This window comes from Pseudomonas sp. KK4 (assembly GCF_001984065.1).
Lineage (GTDB): Bacteria > Pseudomonadota > Gammaproteobacteria > Pseudomonadales > Pseudomonadaceae > Aquipseudomonas.
On sequence record NZ_LYVP01000004.1, the window covers coordinates 123,147 to 143,659 of the forward strand.

Below are 20,513 nucleotides of genomic sequence, written 5' to 3' on the forward strand. Positions count from 1 at the left end.
GCATAAAAATGCCGTATTTGCCCCAGTTGTAACCTCCACGCCGCCACGACCGTTCATCTGTGCTAGCATGCCCCGCTCGGGCGTTCGCAGGCGCCGGTCGACCTTCAGTCCTGGCCGCGGCGAATACCCGAAAAATCCTGATTTGAATCCCAGTCACTCTGGTTCGGTTTTCCGGTTGGCCGCAAGGCTCCTGCCGCTGTAAGGCAGGCGTTCGTCATTGAATGGCCTGGATCGGATCTTGTACTGGCTCATCCCAACCCACGTGACCTTTGGTAGGGGTCACCACTAGGAGAGGAGGCGCCATGCCAACTATTACTCTTCCCGACGGCAGTCAACGCTCATTCGATCACCCGGTTTCCATCGCCGAGGTCGCCGCATCCATCGGTGCCGGTCTGGCCAAGGCCACCGTGGCCGGCAAGGTCAATGGCAAGCTGGCTGATGCCAGCGACATCATCGACAGCGACGCTACGCTGCAAATCATCACGCCAAAGGATGAAGAGGGGCTGGAGATCATTCGCCACTCTTGTGCGCACCTGGTTGGCCATGCGGTCAAGCAGCTGTACCCGACCGCCAAAATGGTGATCGGTCCGGTTATCGACGACGGCTTCTATTACGACATCGCTTACGAGCGTCCTTTTACACCGGACGACATGGCGGCCATCGAGCAGCGCATGCAGCAGCTGATCGAGAAAGATTACGACGTGATCAAGAAAGTCACTCCGCGCGCCGAAGTGATTGAAGTGTTCAAGGCCCGTGGCGAAGACTACAAGCTGCGCCTGGTCGAGGACATGCCGAACGAACAGGCCATGGGCCTGTACTATCACGAAGAATACGTCGACATGTGCCGCGGTCCGCACGTGCCGAACACTCGCTTCCTGAAATCCTTCAAGTTGACCAAGTTGTCTGGCGCCTACTGGCGCGGCGATGCCAAGAACGAGCAACTGCAGCGCGTCTATGGCACCGCTTGGGCTGACAAGAAGCAACTGGCGGCCTACATCCAGCGTATCGAAGAAGCCGAAAAGCGCGATCACCGCAAGATCGGCAAGCGCCTTGGGCTGTTCCACACTCAGGAAGAAGCGCCGGGCATGGTGTTCTGGCACCCCAACGGCTGGACCCTGTACCAGGTGCTCGAGCAGTACATGCGCAAGGTGCAGCGCGACAACGGCTACCTGGAGATCAAGACGCCACAGGTCGTCGACCGCAGTCTGTGGGAGAAATCCGGGCACTGGGCCAACTATGCCGACAACATGTTCACCACTGAGTCGGAAAGTCGCGACTACGCCATCAAGCCAATGAACTGCCCTTGCCACGTGCAAGTGTTCAACCAGGGCCTGAAGAGCTACCGTGAGCTGCCGATGCGTCTGGCCGAGTTCGGTGCCTGCCACCGTAACGAGCCGTCAGGTGCGCTGCACGGCATTATGCGTGTGCGTGCGTTCACCCAGGACGATGCGCACATCTTCTGCACCGAAGAGCAGATGCAGGTCGAGTCCGCTGCATTCATCAAGCTGACCATGGATGTCTACGCCGACTTCGGCTTCAAGGACATCGAGATGAAGCTGTCCACTCGTCCGGAAAAACGTGTGGGCTCCGACGAGTTGTGGGATCGCGCAGAAGCTGCGCTGGCCGCAGCCCTTGATAGCGCTGGCCTGCCGTACGATCTGCAACCGGGCGAGGGTGCGTTCTACGGTCCGAAGATCGAGTTCTCGCTCAAAGATTGTCTCGGTCGAGTGTGGCAATGTGGTACTTTGCAGCTCGATTTTAACCTGCCTGTCCGTCTGGGCGCCGAATACGTCTCCGAAGACAACAGCCGCAAGCATCCGGTGATGTTGCATCGGGCGATTCTGGGCTCCTTCGAGCGTTTCGTCGGAATTCTGATCGAGCACTACGAGGGTGCATTCCCTGCGTGGCTTGCGCCGACTCAGGCCGTGGTGATGAATATCACTGATAAACAGGCAGATTTTGTCAGCGAAGTGGAAAAAACTCTCAACGAAAGCGGGTTTCGTGCCAAGTCTGACTTGAGAAATGAAAAGATCGGCTTTAAAATCCGCGAGCATACCTTGCTCAAGGTTCCCTATCTCTTGGTTATTGGAGATAAGGAAGTCGAGATGCAGACTGTCGCTGTGCGTACTCGCGAAGGTGCTGACCTGGGCTCGATGCCCGTCGCCCAGTTCGCCGAGTTCCTCGCGCAAGCGGTTTCCCGGCGTGGTCGCCAAGATTCGGAGTAATTATTATTAAGCGTGAAATGAGACAAGATAAACGAGCTGCACCGAAGGCCCCGATCAACGAGAATATCTCGGCACGCGAGGTTCGGTTAATTGGCGCTGACGGCGAGCAGATTGGCATCGTCTCGATTGATGAAGCGCTTCGTATTGCTGAAGAAGCCAAGCTTGATCTGGTAGAAATCTCCGCTGACGCTGTCCCGCCTGTATGTCGGGTGATGGACTACGGCAAATCGATCTTCGAAAAGAAGAAGCAGATTGCTGCGGCGAAGAAGAACCAGAAGCAGATTCAGGTAAAAGAAATCAAGTTTCGTCCAGGGACGGAGGAAGGGGATTACCAGGTAAAACTGCGCAACCTGGTACGTTTCCTGAGTGACGGGGACAGGGCCAAGGTATCCTTGCGATTCCGCGGCCGTGAGATGGCCCACCAGGAGCTGGGGATGGAACTCCTCAAGCGAGTTGAAGGTGACTTGCTCGAGTACGGTTCGGTCGAACAGCATCCTAAGATGGAAGGACGCCAGCTGATCATGGTCATCGCCCCGAAAAAGAAGAAGTAATCAACAGGGCACGGCAGGCCTTCTGATTATGTTTATCAACTGAATGCGGAGTATCCGAACATGCCAAAAATGAAGACCAAAAGTGGTGCTGCTAAGCGGTTTCTGAAAACTGCTAACGGTATCAAGCACAAGCACGCTTTCAAGAGCCACATCCTGACCAAAATGTCGACCAAGCGTAAGCGTCAACTGCGCGGTAGCAGCTTGCTGCATCCGTCTGACGTGGCAAAAGTCGAGCGCATGCTGCGCCTTCGTTAATTTTAGTCAAGAATAGAGGAAGTAACTCATGGCTCGTGTAAAGCGTGGCGTCATTGCCCGTAAGCGTCACAAAAAAATTCTGAAACTTGCTAAAGGCTACTACGGCGCACGCTCCCGCGTATTCCGTGTTGCCAAGCAAGCGGTAATCAAGGCAGGCCAATACGCCTACCGTGACCGTCGTCAGAAAAAACGTCAGTTCCGCGCTCTGTGGATCGCCCGTATCAACGCTGGTGCTCGTATCAACGGTCTGTCCTACAGCCGTTTCATCGCCGGCCTGAAAAAAGCGTCCATCGAGATCGACCGTAAGGTTCTGGCTGATCTGGCAGTGAACGAAAAAGCGGCGTTTGCTGCGATTGTCGAGAAAGCTAAAGCCACCTTGGCTTAAGTACCCCCGACAGTCACCCGGCCTCACCTCCGTGGGGTCAGGTGTTAAACGTCATAAATAGGGGAAGAGCCTTCAAGCTCTTCCCCTATTTTGTATCTGGAGTCTGTACATGGAAAACCTGGACGCGCTCGTTTCGCAAGCTCTAGAGGCTGTGCAAAGCGCTGAAGATATCAATGCCCTGGAGCAAATCCGGGTTCACTACCTTGGCAAAAAGGGTGAATTGACTCAGGTGATGAAGACCCTGGGGAATTTGCCGGCAGAAGAGCGTCCGCAAGTCGGCGCGCTGATCAACGTTGCCAAGGAGCGTGTCACAGAGGTTCTCAATGCGCGCAAGGCGTTGTTCGAGGAGGCCGATCTTGCGGCCAAGCTCGCCGCCGAATCCATTGACGTGACCCTGCCTGGCCGCGGCCAGACCTCTGGCGGTCTGCACCCGGTTACTCGGACTCTGGAACGTGTCGAGCAGTTCTTCACCCGCATTGGCTACGGCATCGCCGAAGGCCCTGAGGTCGAAGACGATTACCACAACTTCGAAGCACTCAACATCCCAGGTCATCACCCGGCCCGGTCGATGCATGACACCTTCTATTTCAATGCCAACATGTTGCTGCGCACCCATACCTCGCCGGTACAGGTCCGCACCATGGAATCGAAACAGCCGCCGATCCGCATCGTCTGCCCAGGCCGTGTGTACCGCAGCGACTCCGATATCACTCACTCGCCGATGTTCCACCAGGTCGAAGGCCTGCTGGTCGATCGCGACATCAATTTCGCCGACCTCAAAGGCACCATCGAAGAGTTCCTGCGCGTGTTCTTCGAAAAAGAACTGGCCGTGCGTTTCCGCCCTTCCTACTTTCCGTTCACCGAGCCATCCGCCGAAGTCGACATGGAGTGCGTGATGTGCAGCGGTAAAGGCTGCCGCGTCTGCAAACAGACGGGCTGGTTGGAAGTCATGGGCTGCGGCATGGTTCACCCGAATGTGCTGCGCATGTCCGGCATAGACCCGGAAGAGTTTTCGGGCTTCGCCTTCGGCATGGGCGTCGAGCGTCTGGCCATGCTGCGTTACGGCGTGAACGACTTGCGTCTGTTCTTCGACAACGACTTGCGGTTCCTCGCGCAATTTCGCTAGTCGTAACGAATTCTTAGGAGAGCAGGATGAAATTCAGTGAACAATGGCTGCGTGGCTGGGTTAGCCCGCAGGTAAGTCGCGACGAGCTGGTTGCTCGTCTGTCGATGGCCGGCCTTGAGGTCGATAGCGTGACCCCGGCCGCCGGTGAATTCACCGGCGTCATCGTCGGTGAGGTGCTGAGCACAGAACAACACCCGGACGCCGACAAGTTGCGCGTTTGCCAGGTCAGCAACGGTTCGGAAACTTTCCAGGTCGTGTGCGGCGCGCCAAACGTGCGCCCCGGTCTGAAGATCCCGTTCGCCACCATCGGCGCCGAACTGCCGGGCGACTTCAAGATCAAGAAAGCCAAGCTGCGTGGCGTTGAGTCCAACGGCATGCTGTGCTCGCAAGCCGAACTGCAAGTCGGCGAGGGCAATGATGGCCTGATGGAACTGCCGGCCGATGCGCCAGTGGGTCAGGATATTCGTGAGTACCTGGGCCTGGACGACGCCAGCATCGAGGTCGACCTGACCCCGAACCGTGGCGACTGCCTGTCCCTGGCGGGCCTGGCCCGTGAAGTCGGCGCGCTGTACAACACGCCAGTGACCCGTCCGGTGGTTGCCGCAGTACCCGCGGCGCACGATGAAGTTCGCTCGGTCGAAGTACTGGCCCCCGCTGCCTGCCCGCGTTACCTGGGCCGTGTGATCCGTAACGTAGACCTGTCGAAGCCAACGCCGCTGTGGATGGTCGAGCGTCTGCGTCGCGCGGACGTGCGCAGCATCGATGCCGCGGTGGACATCACCAACTACGTGATGCTGGAGCTGGGGCAGCCGCTGCACGCTTTCGATCTCGCCGAAATCAACGGCGGCATCCGCGTGCGCATGGCCGAAGAAGGGGAGAAACTGGTACTCCTCGACGGTCAGGAAGTCAGCCTGCGTAGCGATACGCTGGTGATCGCCGACCATACCCGCGCCCTGGCGATTGCAGGGGTCATGGGCGGTGAGCACAGCGGCGTCAACACCGCGACTACCCGTGACATCTTCCTCGAAAGCGCGTTTTTCGATCAGATTGCCGTCGCTGGCAAGGCCCGTTCCTATGGCCTGCACACCGATGCATCGCACCGCTACGAGCGTGGTGTGGACTGGCAACTGGCCCGTGAAGCCATGGAGCGCGCCACTGGCCTGCTGCTGGACATCACCGGCGGCGAAGCCGGCCCGATCATCGAAACCGTCAGCGAGCAGCACCTGCCATCGATCGCACCGGTAACCCTGCGTGCGCAACGCATCACCCAGATGCTGGGCATGGAAATGGATTCGGCCGAAGTCGAGAGCCTGCTCGGCGGCCTGGGCCTGGCCATCAAGGCTGCCGGGGCAGGGCAGTGGCGCGTAGACGTGCCAAGTCATCGCTTCGACATCAGCCTGGAAGTCGACCTGATCGAAGAACTGGCTCGCCTCTACGGCTACAACCGCCTGCCGGTGCGTTACCCGCAAGCGCGTCTGGCGCCACAAGCCAAGGCTGAAGCGCGCAGCGACCTGCCGGAACTGCGCCGCCTGCTGGTAGCCCGTGGTTATCAGGAAGCGATCACCTACAGCTTCATCGATCCGAAACAGTTCGAGTTGTTTAATCCAGGTGTCGAGCCACTGCTGTTGGCCAACCCGATTTCCAACGACATGGCTGCCATGCGTTCATCGCTGTGGCCAGGCTTGGTCAAGGCACTCCAGCACAACTTGAATCGCCAGCAGGATCGCGTTCGTTTGTTCGAAAGCGGCTTGCGTTTCGTCGGTCAACTCGACGGCTTGAAGCAAGAGCCGATGCTCGCCGGTGTGGTTTGCGGTAGCCGTCTGCCGGAAGGCTGGGCGCAAGGTCGCGATGTCGTCGATTTCTTCGACGTCAAGGCTGATGTTGAAGCAGTACTGGGCTTCGCCGGTGCACTGGATGCGTTCACCTTCGTACCGGGCAAGCACCCAGCGTTGCACCCGGGTCAGACCGCGCGCATCGAGCGGGAAGGTCGACTGGTCGGTTTCGTTGGCGCGATCCACCCGGAACTGTCGAAGACACTGGGCCTGGATCGTCCGGTCTTCGTTTTCGAGCTGGTTCTGGCGGAAGTGGCGTCGGGCAAAATGCCGAAATTCCACGAGTTATCGCGCTTTCCTGAAGTGCGTCGTGACCTTGCACTGATTGCCCACCAGGACGTTGCAGCCTCGGCTGTACTGGACGTAATCCGTGAAAATGCAGGCGAATGGCTGACAGACCTCAGGCTATTTGACGTGTATCAGGGTAAAGGCATTGATCCTGATAGAAAAAGCCTCGCAGTCGGCTTGACCTGGCAGCATCCATCGCGCACTCTTAATGACGATGAGGTGAATTCCACGACGCAAAATATCCTCACCTCGCTCGAACAAAGGTTGAACGCCACGTTAAGGAAGTGACGTATGGGGGCTTTGACGAAAGCTGAGATGGCGGAACGTCTGTATGAAGAGCTGGGCCTGAACAAGCGGGAAGCCAAGGAATTGGTCGAACTGTTTTTCGAGGAAATCAGGCACGCTCTTGAAGACAACGAGCAGGTCAAATTGTCCGGTTTCGGCAATTTCGACCTGCGGGACAAACGCCAGCGGCCTGGCCGCAATCCGAAAACGGGAGAAGAAATCCCGATCACGGCTCGCCGTGTGGTCACCTTTCGTCCAGGGCAGAAGTTGAAGGCCCGAGTTGAGGCTTATGCTGGAACCAAGTCATAACGACGAGCTACCCGTCATCCCAGGCAAACGCTACTTCACCATTGGTGAAGTCAGCGAGCTGTGTGCAGTAAAGCCACACGTGCTGCGCTACTGGGAGCAGGAGTTTCCTCAACTCAACCCCGTCAAACGCCGCGGAAACCGCCGGTATTATCAGCGCCAGGACGTGCTGATGATCCGGCAGATCCGCGCGCTTCTTTACGATCAAGGTTTCACCATCGGCGGCGCACGCTTGCGTTTGTCCGGCGATGAAGCCAAAGATGACACTACGCAATACAAGCAAATGATCCGCCAGATGATCGCTGAGCTCGAAGATGTTCTGGTGGTGCTCAAGAAATAAAAATTACTGCTTTTAAATACTTCCAGTTTTCAAAAGCTTGCGATATATTCTTGAGCGTTCCTCGAGGTTGAGGAACAGATTTCACGCCTAGTCGGGGCGTAGCGCAGTCCGGTAGCGCACTAGCATGGGGTGCTAGGGGTCGAGTGTTCGAATCACTCCGTCCCGACCATATTCCGAAAGGGGATCAAGTATTCAGACACTTGATCCCCTTTCTCGTTTTAGATCAGCGAAACACCTGAAAAGCGGCAACCTCAGTATCATTCAAACCCCAAAAACCTCCCCAAGCACCACCTCCAACCCCTTAGGCTCCCTCTCCAACAACCCCTCAAGCGCATCACTCCCCTGATCAAACCCTCCTTTCTCAATCGCCCCACACCAACCATTGATAAACTTCGCCAGTGCCGTCGGCCAGCCTTCACTTTCACGGGCACTGATAAAAGCTTCGGCCGTAATGGGCTGATAACCAACCGACTTCCCCGTCATCCGCGAAAAAGCCTCTGCGATGTCCTGAAACGACCAGGTTTGCCCGCCGCTCAGCAGATAGCTACGGTTTTCATAACCCGCCTCGGTGAGCAATGCGGCGCCGGCCTCGGCCAGTTCGGCGAAGGTGACGATTCCCATCCGGCCTTGACCTGCGGGAGCGCTGAAGCCTGCTTTTGCCGCATGGGCCCCCATGAGAAACGGCAGATCGTTGGCGTACAACGGATGTTGAACGATGGTGTAGGTCATCCCCGATTTCTCAAGCAGTCGCTCTGTAGCGATGTCGCTCTCGGTCACTCCCTCAATCGGGGCCCGTTCATCGTTGAGCCGTTGAATGCTGGTGTAAATCACATGACGAACACCCGCCCTGCCCGCAGCGACGATGGCGTTTTTATGTTGTGTCACGCGATCGCTGAAGGCGACGGCCGAGACCAGGTAGATCTTCTCGATACCTTCGAAAGCGGCCACCAGCGAGTCGTAATCGGTGTAGTCGCCGTAACGCACGTCGACTCCCAGTGCCGCCAGAGGCGCTGCCTTGTCGACATCCCGCGCCATTGCCGCAACCTCGGTTGCAGGGATTTTCTGTAGCAGTGCGCGCACGACAGCATTGCCCAATCTGCCTGTCGCGCCAGTAACCAGAATTTTTGCCATGAGACTTTGCTTTCCAATCATAAAGAGCCGGGAGGCCCCATCATGATCAAACCATCAAGGATAAATTAGTCAGTAATAGGTAGAATTACCTTCAACCAAAAGTTGGAGGTGGGCATGGAAACCCTGGGGAATCTGGAGTCATTTGTCCGCGCCGCGCAGGCGAACAGTTTTTCCGAAGCCGCGCGCAGGATGGGGATTTCCGCTGCCGCGGTGAGTAAAAACGTGGCGCGTCTTGAAGCCAACCTGGGCATTCGACTGTTCCAGCGCAGCACCCGCAGCCTGACCCTCACGGAGGCCGGAGAGAGGTTCTACCTTCAGGTCGCCGGCGGTCTTGAGACCATCCAGGGCGCCATCGCTCAGATTGGCGTGACCCGTGAAATACCGGCAGGGCGATTACGGGTGAATATGTCGCCCTCGTTTGCCTACGATTACGCATTGCCGCTGCTCAAGACCTTCAGGCAGCGTTACCCCGCCGTGGTGCCGGACTGGCATCTGGAGATCCGTCGCGTCGATCTGATTGGCGACGGTTTCGACGTGGCCATAGGTGGCGGTATGGAGTTGTCACCGGGTGTCGTGGCACGGGAACTGACCAAGCTTCATCTCGTGGCGGTTGCAGCTCCGTCGTGGCTGGAGGGCAAGACGCTCCCCACGGTTCCCAGCGATCTGCAGGGGCTGGACGGCGTCGTGATGCGTTCGACCCATTCCGGACGCGTGCTCAACTGGACGATGCGTGACGCAGGGGAAGGGCGCTTCGACCTCTCACTAAATCCCACAGCCATCATGAACGACCCAGAGGCATTATGCAGTTGCGTGGTCATGGGGTTGGGGGTCGGGCTCGTCCCCATGGAGCGCGCGTGGCCTTGGTTGCAGCGCGGCGAGCTGATTCGATTGTTGCCTGACTGGTACGTGGATCTGGGCGTCTTCTCGATTTACTTCTCATCGCGCAAAGCGCTGCCGGCCAAAACCCGAGTGTTCGTGGATTTCATGTTGGAGCATTTTCAGAGAGAGCCTCGCGAGCGCTTCCGTGCCGATTGAACGCTGGGGCAATTGAGCCAGCAGCATAGGCGCCACACGCCGCAATTGCGCTTTGCTGGCTCCGGCCTTGGCTTGCTGGCCACGCTGTTTCTGAAGTGGCCGGACCTGCCGCCCTGCAATCCCTTAGATCGACGCCCCCGCATCCAGCGCGGCAAGCAGCCTTTGACCCCGCTGCCAGAGCGCCTGCTGCTTCGCTTGCGGCATACGATCAAGATTTTTGTAAACCATCCCCATGCGCTGATTGCCACGCAGCAACTCGCCATGGCGCATCACAAAATGCCAGTAAAGGGCATTGAAGGGGCAGGCATCGTCGGTGGTGCTTTCGCTGACCTTGTACGCGCAGTCCTTACAGTAATCAGACATGCGTTTGATGTACTGGCCGCTGGCGCAGTAAGGCTTCGAACCCAGGTACCCGCCATCGGCATGCATGACCATGCCCAGGGTGTTGGGCAGTTCTACCCAATCAAAAGCATCCATATAGATCGCCAGGTACCACTCACAAATCTGGCTCGGCGCCACGCCAGCCAACAGCGCGAAGTTGCCCGTCACCATCAGCCGCTGGATATGGTGGGCGTAGGCATGTTTCAGACTCTGGCCGATAGCCTGACGCATGCAGTTCATCTGCGTCTGGCCCGTCCAGTAGAATTCCGGCAGCGGCCTGCTGTTGCCCAAGGCGTTGCCGTCGGCGTAGTCGGGCATTTTCAGCCAATAGACCCCTCGCACATATTCACGCCAGCCGATCAACTGCCGAATGAATCCCTCAGCCGCATTCAGGGCAATACGACCCGACCAGTAAGCCGCCTCCACATCACTGCACAACTGGCGCAAGTCCAGCAGCCCGATATTCAGGGCTGCGCTGATCCGCGCGTGAAAAAGAAAGGGTTCGTCGCTGGCCATGGCGTCCTGATAGTCGCCGAATCCGGCCAGGCCATAGTCCAGGAAGTACTCCCACAGCACCTGGGCATCGGCATGGGTGACCGGATAATTGAAGTCATCCAGCGTGCCGTAGTGGTTGCTGAAACGTTCTCTGACCAGGTCGAGAACTGGCCGGGTGATTGAATCCTCGCAAAAGCGCAGCGGGTAGGGCGCCTTGACGCCTTTGGGCAGGGCCTTGCGGTTTTCGGCATCAAAGTTCCAGGCACCGCCCACGGGAGTGCCGTCGCCATTGAGCAGCAACCCGCTCTTGCGCCGCATCTCACGGTAGAAAAATTCCATGCGCAGTTGCTTTTTGTCTTTCGCCCAGGCAGCAAACTCGCCGCGGTCGCAGAGAAAACGACTATCGGCGTGCCACTGGATCGGCAAGCCGCAGTCGCGGATCGACTGTTCCAGGCGCCAGTCACCGCACTCGGTCAGGTGCACCGTCCGGGGCTGCATCAGGTCGTGCCATCGTCGCAGTTCGCCCGGCACTGAGCCGCTGTTGTGCGGATCGTCGAGGGCGACGTACCGGACCCGGATGCCACGCTGCTGCAGTGCTTGAGCAAAATGGCGCATCGCACTGAAGACCAGCACGATTTTTTGCGGATGGTGCTGTACATGGGTGGCCTCCTCCATGACCTCCACCAGCAACACCGTATCGTGCTCGCTATCAAGATCCTTCAAGGAGGCCAGGTCAAAGGACAACTGGTCACCCAGAACCAGGCACAGCCGCCGGGTCTTTTTCATAGTAAAAACGCCCGCGTCACGGGGCAGCCTGCCGGCGGAAAAACAACGTCACCTGGCCCACTTCGACGCCAAACTTGGACATGCTGGTGCGATTGATCAAGGTGTCCTCGTCCATCAGGTACATCCAGTCGTCCATGGTGACCTCGTACGTGGAGTCATCAACGGGCAGGTTCAGGCGATACAGCCAATGAATGGCGTTGCCCGCTATCTCTCCCTTTGCCTCGCCGACAACATCACCCGCACGGCCACGCCATTTGTTCGGCCCGTCCGGCGTGAGTGTCCAGACACGATGCTGGCGCGTGCCGTCGCTGTAGAGGAATCGCTCGTCCAGGATCAAATCGTTGCCCTGGCGACGACTTTCAATGTTGACCTCGAAACGTTTTGTCACCTCACCCGAGCGCTTCTGGAAGATGCCCCAGGCTTTCACCGGCTTGCTGAAAAAATGCTCCAGATTCAAGGTCGGCTGCTGATCCGCGTAGCGGCCGACATCGACGTTTCCACAGCTGGATACGCTGAGCACCAGCGCCAGTAGAGCCAGAAGACGTTTCATTGCCTTTCTCCCTGATTGAGCGGCTTGTCTTGTCTGGACTCAATATTTGTACAAGAAATTCGTTTTGTATAGGTTTTTGCTCGACCGGCGGTAAAAATCCTGCGTGAACAGGCAAAAAAAGGCCTCGTCTGCATGCCAATCAGACGAGGCCCTGCGCACCTCAAATCGGTTTACAAAAGCGAGATCGGATAGCTGATAAACAGCCGATTCTCATCGAACTCGTTGGCGCTGAAGGTTTTGCGGATACTGGAGTTGCGCCATTTGACGCTGAGATTTTTCAAGGCGCCGGACTGAATCACATAGGCCAACTCCGATTCACGGCCCCACTCTTTGCCATCGGTGATGGCGCCGGAGTGCACGTTATCGCCGCTCAGGTAACGGTTCATCATGGTCAGGCCGGGAATGCCGACGGCGACGAAGTTGAAGTCGTGACGCACCTGCCAGGAATGTTCCTGTGCGTTGTCGAAACTGGAGTTGTAGCTGTCGTTGGCCAGCGTACCGCCACTGGCGCCGTTGACGCGCATCCAGGCGGTGTCGCCGGTGAGTTTCTGCAAGCCGACATAGAAAGTGTTACCGCCCACTTTCGCAGAGAACAGGCCGAACGCGGTCTTGTTGTCCAGGTCGCCGGCGAGGCTGGCGCCGTTTTCCTTGCCGGTGAAAAAGCCCAGGTTGGCGCCCAGCGTCCAGTCACCCACCGGTTGGCTGTGACTGAGGCTGAAGTATTGCTGCTGGTAGATATCCTTGAGTTCGTCGTACCACAGCCCGACGGTGGTGCGCTTTTCGTTGAAGTTATATTCACCACCGCCGAAATTGAACCGGTCGGAGGTGAAGGCGGCTTTGCCGTTCATGGACATGTCTTCCATGCTGGCATCGTTGCGCGGGCTGTTCTGGCGGATCTGCCCGCCATAGAGCGTCAGCCCGTTGATCTCCTGGGAGGTGACCTGCGCGCCACGAAACGTCTGCGGCAACGAGCGACCATCGTCCGAGCGCAGGATCGGCAAGGTGCTGACCCATTCCCCGACCTTGACCACCGTTTTCGAGACCTTGGCCTTGGCGGCAACCCCGAGCCGTCCGAAGTTGTCGGCGGGGCGTCCGTCATCATGCACCGGCAGCAGTTGAGTCCCGCCGGTGCCTTTACCGCCATCGAGTTTTTGCGAGTACAGCCCCAGCACATCGACGCCAAAACCGACCACGCCAGGGGTGTAGCCGGAGCGGGCATCGAGGATGAAGTTCTGCGTCCACTCCTCAGCCTTGCCCTGGGGCGCAGTGCTGCTGGGATAAGCCGGATTGACGAAGTTGCGGTTGAAGTAAGCATTGCGCAGGTTCAGCGTGGCACTGGCACCCTCGAGGAAACCGCTGTTTTCATCGGCCTGGGCAACGGCAATCTGCCCCGTGCCGAGCGCCAGGGCCAGGCTGATCAGTGAGCGGCTCACGGGTACGTTGCGGTGTAATCGAGTGGGATGCATATCAAGTTTCTCGTCGTGATTTATTGTTTTTTTTAAGTGCACTGATGAGGTCTGCACCTGAATGTCAGGCGCAGGCGGTCCTGGCAAAGCATCTGCCGAGAAACCGCCGTGTAAGCGTTTAGCGAAGGGGGTGTTAGTGTTGGGGCACCTGGCGACGCAGCAGGTCATTGATCGCTCTGACGGCCAGCGGATAACCCTCGGCACCCATGCCGCAGATCACCGAATCGACCACCCCGGACATGATCGAGTGACGATGCAGTTCGTCCCGCGCGTGGATGTTCGACAGGTGCAGTTCAATCAACGGCGCGTCGATCAACTTCAGGGCATCCAGAACCGGGATCGAATGAAACGAAAAGCCCGCCGGGTTGATGATCAGGGCGGCGCCTTGCTCGAAGGCTTCCTGAATCCAGTCGACCATCACGCCTTCGTGATTGGTCTGGCGAAAATCGCAGGCCAGGCCAAGCTCCTCGGCCAGCGACAGGCAGCTTTGGCGGATCTGGTCGAGGGTGGTGTGGCCATAGATGTGCGGCTCACGGCGACCCAGCAGGTTCAGGTTGGGGCCGTTGAGGATGAAGACAGTGCGGTTCATGGTCGTCCTGCTGCGTTATTTGGAAAGAAGGGCGGTGGTGCTGGCATCGACTGCGTCCGGCGCGGCGACAGCGTTGAGGTCGATGCCTTTGGTTTCCGGCCCGATAAGGATCATCGCCAGAGAGATCAGGTTGATCACTGCGCACAGGGTCACCAGGGGCCATGGCGAGTTGTTCGACTGACTCATCAGCCACACCGCGATCATCGGCATCGGGCCGCCGATCACCAGGTTGGCGCCGGTGTAGGCCAGGGCCGAGCCGGAGTAACGAACCTGGGTCGGGAAGGCTTCGGCAAACGCCACCGGTTGAATACCGCTCTGGAACTGAGTGAACCCCAGGAACAGGCCCATGATGGCCATGATCGCGGTGACGTTCAGGGTGTTGAGGATCGGGAAGTAGACGAACAGGATCAGCAAGGTCATGCACGAACCCAGCGCCAATGCCTTTTTACGGCCCCAGCGGTCCGACAGATAACCACCGCCCAGCGCACCGAAAATCGCGCAGACGTTGGCCACCATCAGCGACATGAAGCCGGTCGACTGGCTGAAACCCAAGTGCTTGGTCAGGTAGCTGAGGGAAAAAATCACGATCAGATAGAACAGTGCAGCGGGCGAGCAGAAGAACAGCATCAGGCGCAGGATGGTTTTGTAGTGGCCGCCCAGCGCAGACTTGAGCGGGCTCTTTTCCTGCTTGACCGGGGTCTTTTTCAAGGCGACGAAGGCCGGGGTTTCATCGACTTTCAGGCGGATGAAAATCGCCACCACCACCAGCACGAAGCTCATGAGGAAGGGGATTCGCCAGCCAAAACTTTCGAATTGCTCGCTCGAAAGCGTCGCGGCCAGGCCCATCAACACGCCGTTGGCCAATATCTGACTGAGCGGTGAGCACAGGCCCAGCATGCCGGAATAACGCCCGCGGCGATCGGGGGAGGCGTGTTCCAGCGCCATCAGTTGCGCCCCGGTGGACTCACCCCCCAGCGCGAAGCCTTGAATGATCCGCAGCAGCACCAGAAGGATCGGCGCCCAGATGCCCACCTGGCCGTACGTGGGCAGCAAGCCCATCAGCACCGACGCCAGGCCCATCATGGTCACGGTGGCCAGCATCAGGTTGCGTCGACCGAGTTTGTCGCCCAGATAACCGCAGGTGATGGCGCCCAAAGGCCGTGCAGCCAGGCCGACACCGAAGGTTGCCAGCGAAGCCAGCAGGCCGGCGGTGGGTTCCATGGCGGGGAAAAACAGCTTGGGCAGAATGGTCGCCGACACGGCGCCATACAGCGTGAAATCGAACCATTCCAGGGCGGTGCCAATGGTGGCGGCCGTGACCGCCTTGCGAGGCATGCGCAAATCATGAGTATCGTTGCTGGTCGTGCTCATAAAGGTGCTCGTCATTGTTTTTATGGTTATGAGGATTCGCATGATCCCGCTTGGAAAAAGCCTGGGCGGGATTCGTCGAAGTCAGTAGACGTTAACCGATCCTGCTTGCAGAATAATTATCGAAATCTGCACAAATGCATAAGCCAACCTTATGAGTATGTTTTATGGAGCTGCGACACCTGAAGGCCTTTGTCGTGGCCGCCGACCTGCAGCACTTCAGTCGGGCGGCTGAGCAACTGGGCATTGCGCAACCGGCACTCAGTCAGTTGATGCGCACCCTGGAGTCCGAGCTAGGGCTGGCATTGTTCCGTCGGGAAAATCGCAGCGTGGCGCTGACGGCTGCCGGCGAGGCGTTCCTGCCTCATGCGCGGCAGTCCATCGAATCCAGCGAACTGGCCATGGCGGCCGCGCGGCGTGCCCGACGAGGGGAGGTGGGCGAGATCAACATCGGCTATCACTCGGCACTGTTCGAAGCCAACCTGCCGCAATTGCTGCGCCATTACTTCAGCACCTTCCCCGAGGTCAAAGTGTCGCTGGTGGACGCGGGCATTCGCACGCAGTTCGACATGTTGCTCGAGCATAAACTGGACCTGGCGTTTGCCCGGGTGTTCAAGGATCACTTGCCCGACCGCCTGCGCACCCACCACTTCAGCCAGTCCAGGCTCGTGCTGCTGATCCCCGACAACCATGAACTGGCCGAGGGGTTCAGTGGCGACCTGGCGACGTTGCGGCACGAGAAGTTCGTTTTCCTGCAGGACAGCGCCGGCATCGGCCTGACGTCCCACACGCTGCAGGCCTGTCGGCAAAACCAGTTGCACCCGCAGAACATCATGTACGTCCCGTCACTGATGAGTATTCCCGGGCTGGTGGCGGCAGGCATCGGCCTGAGCATCGTGCCGGAAACCATGACACGCCTGACCATGCCCGGGATCCGGATCGTGCCCCTGGCTCAACCGGAAATGGTCAGTGAACTGTCGCTGATTTCGCGGATCGATGAGCGCTCCAGCGCCGTGCTGCACTTTATCGAAGAGGCCCACGGCTGGGGATGAACGCCTTACTTGCGACCATCGACGACGTTGCCCTGATTGAGCCATACGAAGCCACCATCGTCGCTGATACTTTCGTGGCCCAGCAGGGCAGTTGAGTCGACAGGGCATTACCGAGCGGGGTCGCAAGCCGACGAGTCACGCCAGAAAGTCTATCCCCACCACCGCCAGCATCAGGGCAAACAGCAGTTTAAGGATCCTGGGCGACAGTTTATGGGCCAGCTTCGCGCCGAACGGGGCGAAGACCATGCTGGTCAGTGCGATGCCGATCACAGCCGGCAGGTAGATAAAACCGATGCTGTGTTCCGGCAGCGCCGGATCGTGCCAGCCCAGCGCCATGAAGCTGATCGTGCCCACAACCGCCGTCGGAAAACCGCAAGCGGACGAGGTCGCCACCGCCTGCTGCATGGTCAGGCTGCGCCAGGTCAGGAAGGGCACGGTCATGGACCCGCCGCCGATGCCGAAAATGGCCGACGCCCAGCCTATCACCATGCCGGCCAGCGTCAGGGCAGGCTTGCCGGGCAAGCCGCGGGTGACTTTGGGTTTGAAATCCAGCGCCATCTTGATCGACACCACGATGGCAAAAACACCGATGATTTTCTGTAAATGCGGACCGGCGATGACGCTGGCGGTGACCGATCCCAACCCGGCGCCGATCAGAATGCCGACGGTCATCCAGGCAAACACCTTCCAATAAACAGCCCCCGCACGATGGTGGGCCCTTACGGACAGGATCGTTGTAAAGATGATGGTGGCCAGCGAAGTGCCGACCGCCAGGTGCGTCAGCACTGAGCTGTCAAAGCCCTGCAGGGTGAAGCTGAAAACCAGCACAGGGACAATGATCAGGCCGCCACCTACGCCAAACAGGCCAGCCAGCACCCCAGCGCAGGCGCCAAGGGTCAGATAGAGCATGAATTCCACGGGCGTCTCCGAACATCATGGTGAACATGGGCAGTCGACGCGGGAATCGCGTCGAGGGGCCATCTTCCCCGTGCCTCGGAAACTGCGGAATGACCAGCGACTACAATCCAGCGTTTCATCCGCTGCAATGATCCAGGAGAAGCGAGCGAACGAGAGGCTGGAGACTTAAATCTCGCGACGCAGTTTGCCCGGTGCCTCCCCGTAAAAGTCCTTGAATTTCTTGCTGAAGGCCGACTGCGACTGATACCCCACCTGCACCGCAATATCGGCCAACCCCAGATGCGACTGGCTCAGCAGATTGAAGGCCATTTCCATGCGGACCTGCGTCAGCAATGCCCAGGGTGATGCACCCGCCACGCGTGCGAAGGCGCGCAGAAAGGTGGCGCGGGACATGCTCGCCAGTTCCGCCAGCCCTTCAACGGTCCACTCCAGTGAAGGATCGGCCAGCATCGCTTGCCAGGCGCGTCCCAGGCGCTTATCGCTGAGCAGGGCCAGTGAGCCGGTGGTCTGGCCGTTGCTGGCCAGGTGCGCTCGCAGGATCAGGGTGAACAACGCCTGGGACAGGGCGTCGAGCATGAATCGGGAGCAGACCTGGTCGCCGTCGGCCTCACCGCGCAGCATCTGCACCAGCGCCGGCAACTGCCCGCCGGCGGTCGGAGGGATCACCAGATGGTCGGGCAATGCGGCGAACAGCAGTGACGCGCGATTGAAGTGAAACCCGCCACAGAGCATGTCGAAATCACCACTGGCCCCGCCAATGCGATGCACCGGCACCACCCCACCTTCGGTCACTTTCGGCACGCTCGGTGCCACGGTTTTGCCCGGGCTGTGCATCACGTGCGGCGCGCCCCTGGGCAGCAGCAGGATGTCACCGGCCTTCATGGGCACCCGTTGGCCATCGGCAAAATCGACCCGGCACTCGCCGGCCAGCACGATGTGATAGGGCGCCTTGCCCAAGGCCTCTTGCTCATGCTCGCGGGCCCAATCGCCCTCGAACTGGCAACGCAAATCCAGGCTGCCGCGCACGTTGGCCAGGCTGATGAGTTTATCGATTGAATTCATTTTGAGTTTTTCGCAATAAAAACTGAGCGGATCGAACAAACCTGACCCGGGCCATAAGAGAAGACTGAGCGCGTCGAAACATTACACCCAATCTCAATTTCCGGAGAGACTCATGCTCACTTCATTGACTGCCTGGCTACGCTTTATCGGCAAGCTGGATACGTTTGGCGCATCGCTGATGCGACTGGCGATCGGCATTGTTTTCCTGTGGATCGGTGCGCTCAAGTTCGTACCCTACGAGGCGGACAGCATTACCCCGTTTGTCGCCAACAGTCCCTTCATGTCGTTCTTCTATGAACACCCGCAGGACTACAAGGCGCACCTGACCCACGAAGGCGAACTGAACGCCGACAAGCGTGCCTGGCAGACCGCCAACAACACCTACGGTTTTTCCACCGGTCTGGGCATTGTCGAGCTCCTGATTGGTCTGCTGGTGCTGTCCAACCCGATTTCACGCCGCACCGGGTTGCTCGGTGGTGCGTTGGCCTTTGGTACGCCGCTGGTCACCCTGAGCTTTCTGATCACCACCCCTGAAGCCTGGGTCGGCGCCCTGGGGGATGCTCAACACGGCTTCCCCTACCTGTCCGGCGCCGGTCGCCTGGTGCTCAAGGACGTGTTGATGCTGGCCGGTTCTCTGCCTGTCATGGCGGACTCCGCTCGGCAAATACTGCGCGAGCGTCACGCTTGATCATCCGGTGATACCGACACTGGCACCTTGCGGCGACTTGTTCTTTTATCAAGTAAAGGCGCGCAGAATGAGTGGCCCGGCGTTCCAGCGACGGGCCGAAGACAGCCAGTGCCGGAGGAGGCGTTTTGAAACCATTTCCGCTCAAGCCTGGCGCATCGCCCCTGGACATGTTCCTTCAAGCCTGCCTGCCACGCCGGGACGCTGTTCCGGCCACCTTGACGGAACACGCTGTCATCCCGGGCATTGCCAATGCTCGATTCAGGCTGGATCACGACGTGACTCCCTTCATTGAGGACGCGGTTCAGGCCAACAAACGTGAGAGCGAGATGCTCGCCCGGGCCGGGATGCCGAACGATGTCCTGCCGCTGGGAAACATGCTGGCAGTGTCCGGCGGCGGCGATGCAGGCGCCTTCGCAGCGGGGCTGATCGCCGGGTGGACCACCCAGGGAACCCGCCCCATGTTCAAGGTGGTCACGGGCATCAGCGCCGGTGCCCTGGTCGCCCCGTTCGCTTACCTGGGACCTGAGTATGACGGCGTGATTCGCCACGTCTCCAATGGCATCGGTCCAAAAGACATTTTCCATTCGCGAAACGTACTGACCCGCCTGGCCAGCGACGGCATGGCGGACAGCAAGCCACTGTCGCGGCTCCTTGCAAAATACGTCACTGCGCAGGTGCTGGCGGCGATCGCAGGCGAGTACGCCAAAGGACGCATTCTGCTGATCGGCACCACCGACCTGGATTCCGGGCGGCCAGTCACCTGGAACATGGGCGCGATTGCCGCGAGCCAGGCACCCGGCGCACTCGACCTGTTTCGCAACATCCTGCTGGCATCCATGAGCATTCCCGGTGCGGTGTCACCGGTCATGATCGACGTGGAAGTTGACGGCAAGCAGTATCAGGAAATGCACGTGGACGGCGGGGTGATCACTCAAGTGTTTCTGTACCCACCCACTACCGTGATGGCGCTGAGCAAAGCCAGCGGTGTTCCCATGCGACTCGAACGGCGCTTCTATGTGATTCGCAACGGCACCCTCGAGCCCCAGTGGTCCGGGACCAAGCGCCGTACATTGAGCATCGGCGGGCGGGCCATCAGCGCATTGATCCAAACCCAGGGGATCAGCGATCTGGAGCGCATCTATCGCATGGCGCAGCAGGATTCGGCGGACTTCAACCTGGCGTACATCGGCGCCGACTTTCAATGTCCGCACAATCGCAAGTTCGATGGTGAGTATATGAAGCGCTTGTTCGATTACGCCTTTGAGCAAAGCGCAAAGGGCTATCCCTGGCATAAATCGCCGCCCTCGGAAATCACCGCGAACAAGTGGGCAACGCTTTTTCGGGGAACAGAATAGCGTTCGAGCAAACGTGGTGGGCAGCCGCGACGGACTGCCCACCG

Annotated in this window: 20 protein-coding genes and 1 tRNA gene; 13 read left to right on the forward strand and 8 right to left on the reverse strand. The window is 58.9% G+C overall.

Translation table 11 applies throughout. The features are described 5' to 3' along the window. Nucleotides 1-302 precede the first annotated feature (302 nt). From thrS to B0W55_RS02900, 9 genes are all read left to right on the forward strand, one after another. Nucleotides 303-2,225, forward strand: a complete 1,923-nt coding sequence (thrS, locus tag B0W55_RS02860) for a threonine--tRNA ligase (RefSeq protein ID WP_077044524.1) — start codon at nucleotides 303-305, stop codon at nucleotides 2,223-2,225. Further along, nucleotides 2,225-2,776, forward strand: coding sequence for a translation initiation factor IF-3 (infC, locus tag B0W55_RS02865; RefSeq protein WP_169843736.1), 552 nt, complete (start codon nucleotides 2,225-2,227; stop codon nucleotides 2,774-2,776). The genes thrS and infC overlap by 1 nt, the downstream gene beginning before the upstream one ends. Before the next feature lie 60 nt (nucleotides 2,777-2,836). Continuing rightward, nucleotides 2,837-3,031, forward strand: coding sequence for a 50S ribosomal protein L35 (gene rpmI / locus B0W55_RS02870; protein ID WP_002553160.1), 195 nt, complete (start codon nucleotides 2,837-2,839; stop codon nucleotides 3,029-3,031). A gap of 28 nt (nucleotides 3,032-3,059) precedes the next feature. After that, nucleotides 3,060-3,416, forward strand: coding sequence for a 50S ribosomal protein L20 (rplT, locus tag B0W55_RS02875; protein ID WP_007905879.1), 357 nt, complete (start codon nucleotides 3,060-3,062; stop codon nucleotides 3,414-3,416). Nucleotides 3,417-3,525: 109 nt separating this feature from the next. Beyond that, nucleotides 3,526-4,542: a phenylalanine--tRNA ligase subunit alpha gene (gene pheS, locus B0W55_RS02880; protein WP_077044525.1), complete on the forward strand. Its 1,017-nt coding sequence runs from the start codon at nucleotides 3,526-3,528 to the stop codon at nucleotides 4,540-4,542. A 26-nt stretch (nucleotides 4,543-4,568) separates the two neighbouring features. Then, nucleotides 4,569-6,950, forward strand: a complete 2,382-nt coding sequence (pheT, locus tag B0W55_RS02885; protein WP_077044526.1) for a phenylalanine--tRNA ligase subunit beta — start codon at nucleotides 4,569-4,571, stop codon at nucleotides 6,948-6,950. Between the two features lie 3 nt (nucleotides 6,951-6,953). Next, nucleotides 6,954-7,256, forward strand: a complete 303-nt coding sequence (ihfA, locus tag B0W55_RS02890; RefSeq protein WP_002553164.1) for an integration host factor subunit alpha — start codon at nucleotides 6,954-6,956, stop codon at nucleotides 7,254-7,256. Then, nucleotides 7,237-7,593, forward strand: a complete 357-nt coding sequence (locus B0W55_RS02895; protein ID WP_003179985.1) for a MerR family transcriptional regulator — start codon at nucleotides 7,237-7,239, stop codon at nucleotides 7,591-7,593. Before ihfA ends, B0W55_RS02895 begins: the two co-directional genes overlap by 20 nt. A gap of 92 nt (nucleotides 7,594-7,685) precedes the next feature. Next, nucleotides 7,686-7,762: transfer RNA gene (locus B0W55_RS02900), tRNA-Pro, on the forward strand. A 92-nt stretch (nucleotides 7,763-7,854) separates the two neighbouring features. On the opposite strand, the gene B0W55_RS02905 is transcribed toward B0W55_RS02900, so the two are convergent. Further along, nucleotides 7,855-8,724: an NmrA family NAD(P)-binding protein gene (locus tag B0W55_RS02905; protein ID WP_077044550.1), complete on the reverse strand. Its 870-nt coding sequence runs from the start codon at nucleotides 8,722-8,724 to the stop codon at nucleotides 7,855-7,857. Nucleotides 8,725-8,838: 114 nt separating this feature from the next. On the opposite strand from B0W55_RS02905, the gene B0W55_RS02910 reads away from it, so the two are divergent. Next, nucleotides 8,839-9,759, forward strand: a complete 921-nt coding sequence (locus tag B0W55_RS02910) for a LysR family transcriptional regulator (RefSeq protein WP_077044527.1) — start codon at nucleotides 8,839-8,841, stop codon at nucleotides 9,757-9,759. Between the two features lie 123 nt (nucleotides 9,760-9,882). Here the strand turns inward: B0W55_RS02910 and B0W55_RS02915 are convergent, their stop codons facing one another. From B0W55_RS02915 to B0W55_RS02935, 5 genes are all read right to left on the reverse strand, one after another. Beyond that, nucleotides 9,883-11,421 (reverse strand): cryptochrome/photolyase family protein, encoded by a 1,539-nt coding sequence (locus B0W55_RS02915; protein WP_077044528.1) that lies wholly within the window; start codon nucleotides 11,419-11,421, stop codon nucleotides 9,883-9,885. 16 nt (nucleotides 11,422-11,437) lie between these two features. After that, complete coding sequence (locus B0W55_RS02920; RefSeq protein ID WP_077044529.1) at nucleotides 11,438-11,971, reverse strand: DUF3833 domain-containing protein; 534 nt, start codon at nucleotides 11,969-11,971, stop codon at nucleotides 11,438-11,440. A gap of 170 nt (nucleotides 11,972-12,141) precedes the next feature. Then, nucleotides 12,142-13,437: an OprD family porin gene (locus B0W55_RS02925; RefSeq protein WP_139340859.1), complete on the reverse strand. Its 1,296-nt coding sequence runs from the start codon at nucleotides 13,435-13,437 to the stop codon at nucleotides 12,142-12,144. A 133-nt stretch (nucleotides 13,438-13,570) separates the two neighbouring features. Then, a complete protein-coding gene (locus B0W55_RS02930; protein WP_077044530.1) occupies nucleotides 13,571-14,026 on the reverse strand; it encodes a type II 3-dehydroquinate dehydratase in 456 nt (151 codons plus the stop codon). Nucleotides 14,027-14,041: 15 nt separating this feature from the next. Then, nucleotides 14,042-15,397: an MFS transporter gene (locus B0W55_RS02935; protein WP_077044531.1), complete on the reverse strand. Its 1,356-nt coding sequence runs from the start codon at nucleotides 15,395-15,397 to the stop codon at nucleotides 14,042-14,044. A gap of 164 nt (nucleotides 15,398-15,561) precedes the next feature. Here B0W55_RS02935 and B0W55_RS02940 point away from each other — a divergent pair, with 164 nt between their 5' ends. After that, nucleotides 15,562-16,446 carry a LysR family transcriptional regulator gene (locus tag B0W55_RS02940; protein WP_077044532.1) on the forward strand — a complete coding sequence of 295 codons (885 nt, stop codon included), beginning with the start codon at nucleotides 15,562-15,564 and terminating at the stop codon, nucleotides 16,444-16,446. Between the two features lie 135 nt (nucleotides 16,447-16,581). Here the strand turns inward: B0W55_RS02940 and B0W55_RS02945 are convergent, their stop codons facing one another. Both B0W55_RS02945 and B0W55_RS02950 read right to left on the reverse strand, forming a co-directional pair. Then, a complete protein-coding gene (locus B0W55_RS02945) occupies nucleotides 16,582-17,364 on the reverse strand; it encodes a sulfite exporter TauE/SafE family protein (RefSeq protein WP_077044533.1) in 783 nt (260 codons plus the stop codon). 165 nt (nucleotides 17,365-17,529) lie between these two features. Beyond that, entirely contained in the window at nucleotides 17,530-18,426 is an 897-nt protein-coding gene (locus tag B0W55_RS02950; RefSeq protein ID WP_077044552.1) for an AraC family transcriptional regulator, read from the reverse strand. Between the two features lie 112 nt (nucleotides 18,427-18,538). Here B0W55_RS02950 and rclC point away from each other — a divergent pair, with 112 nt between their 5' ends. Both rclC and B0W55_RS02960 read left to right on the forward strand, forming a co-directional pair. Further along, nucleotides 18,539-19,114 carry a reactive chlorine resistance membrane protein RclC gene (gene rclC / locus B0W55_RS02955; protein WP_077044534.1) on the forward strand — a complete coding sequence of 192 codons (576 nt, stop codon included), beginning with the start codon at nucleotides 18,539-18,541 and terminating at the stop codon, nucleotides 19,112-19,114. A 125-nt stretch (nucleotides 19,115-19,239) separates the two neighbouring features. Beyond that, on the forward strand, nucleotides 19,240-20,469 hold the full coding sequence (locus B0W55_RS02960; protein WP_077044535.1) for a patatin-like phospholipase family protein: 1,230 nt from the start codon (nucleotides 19,240-19,242) through the stop codon (nucleotides 20,467-20,469). The last annotated feature ends 44 nt before the right edge of the window (nucleotides 20,470-20,513 follow it).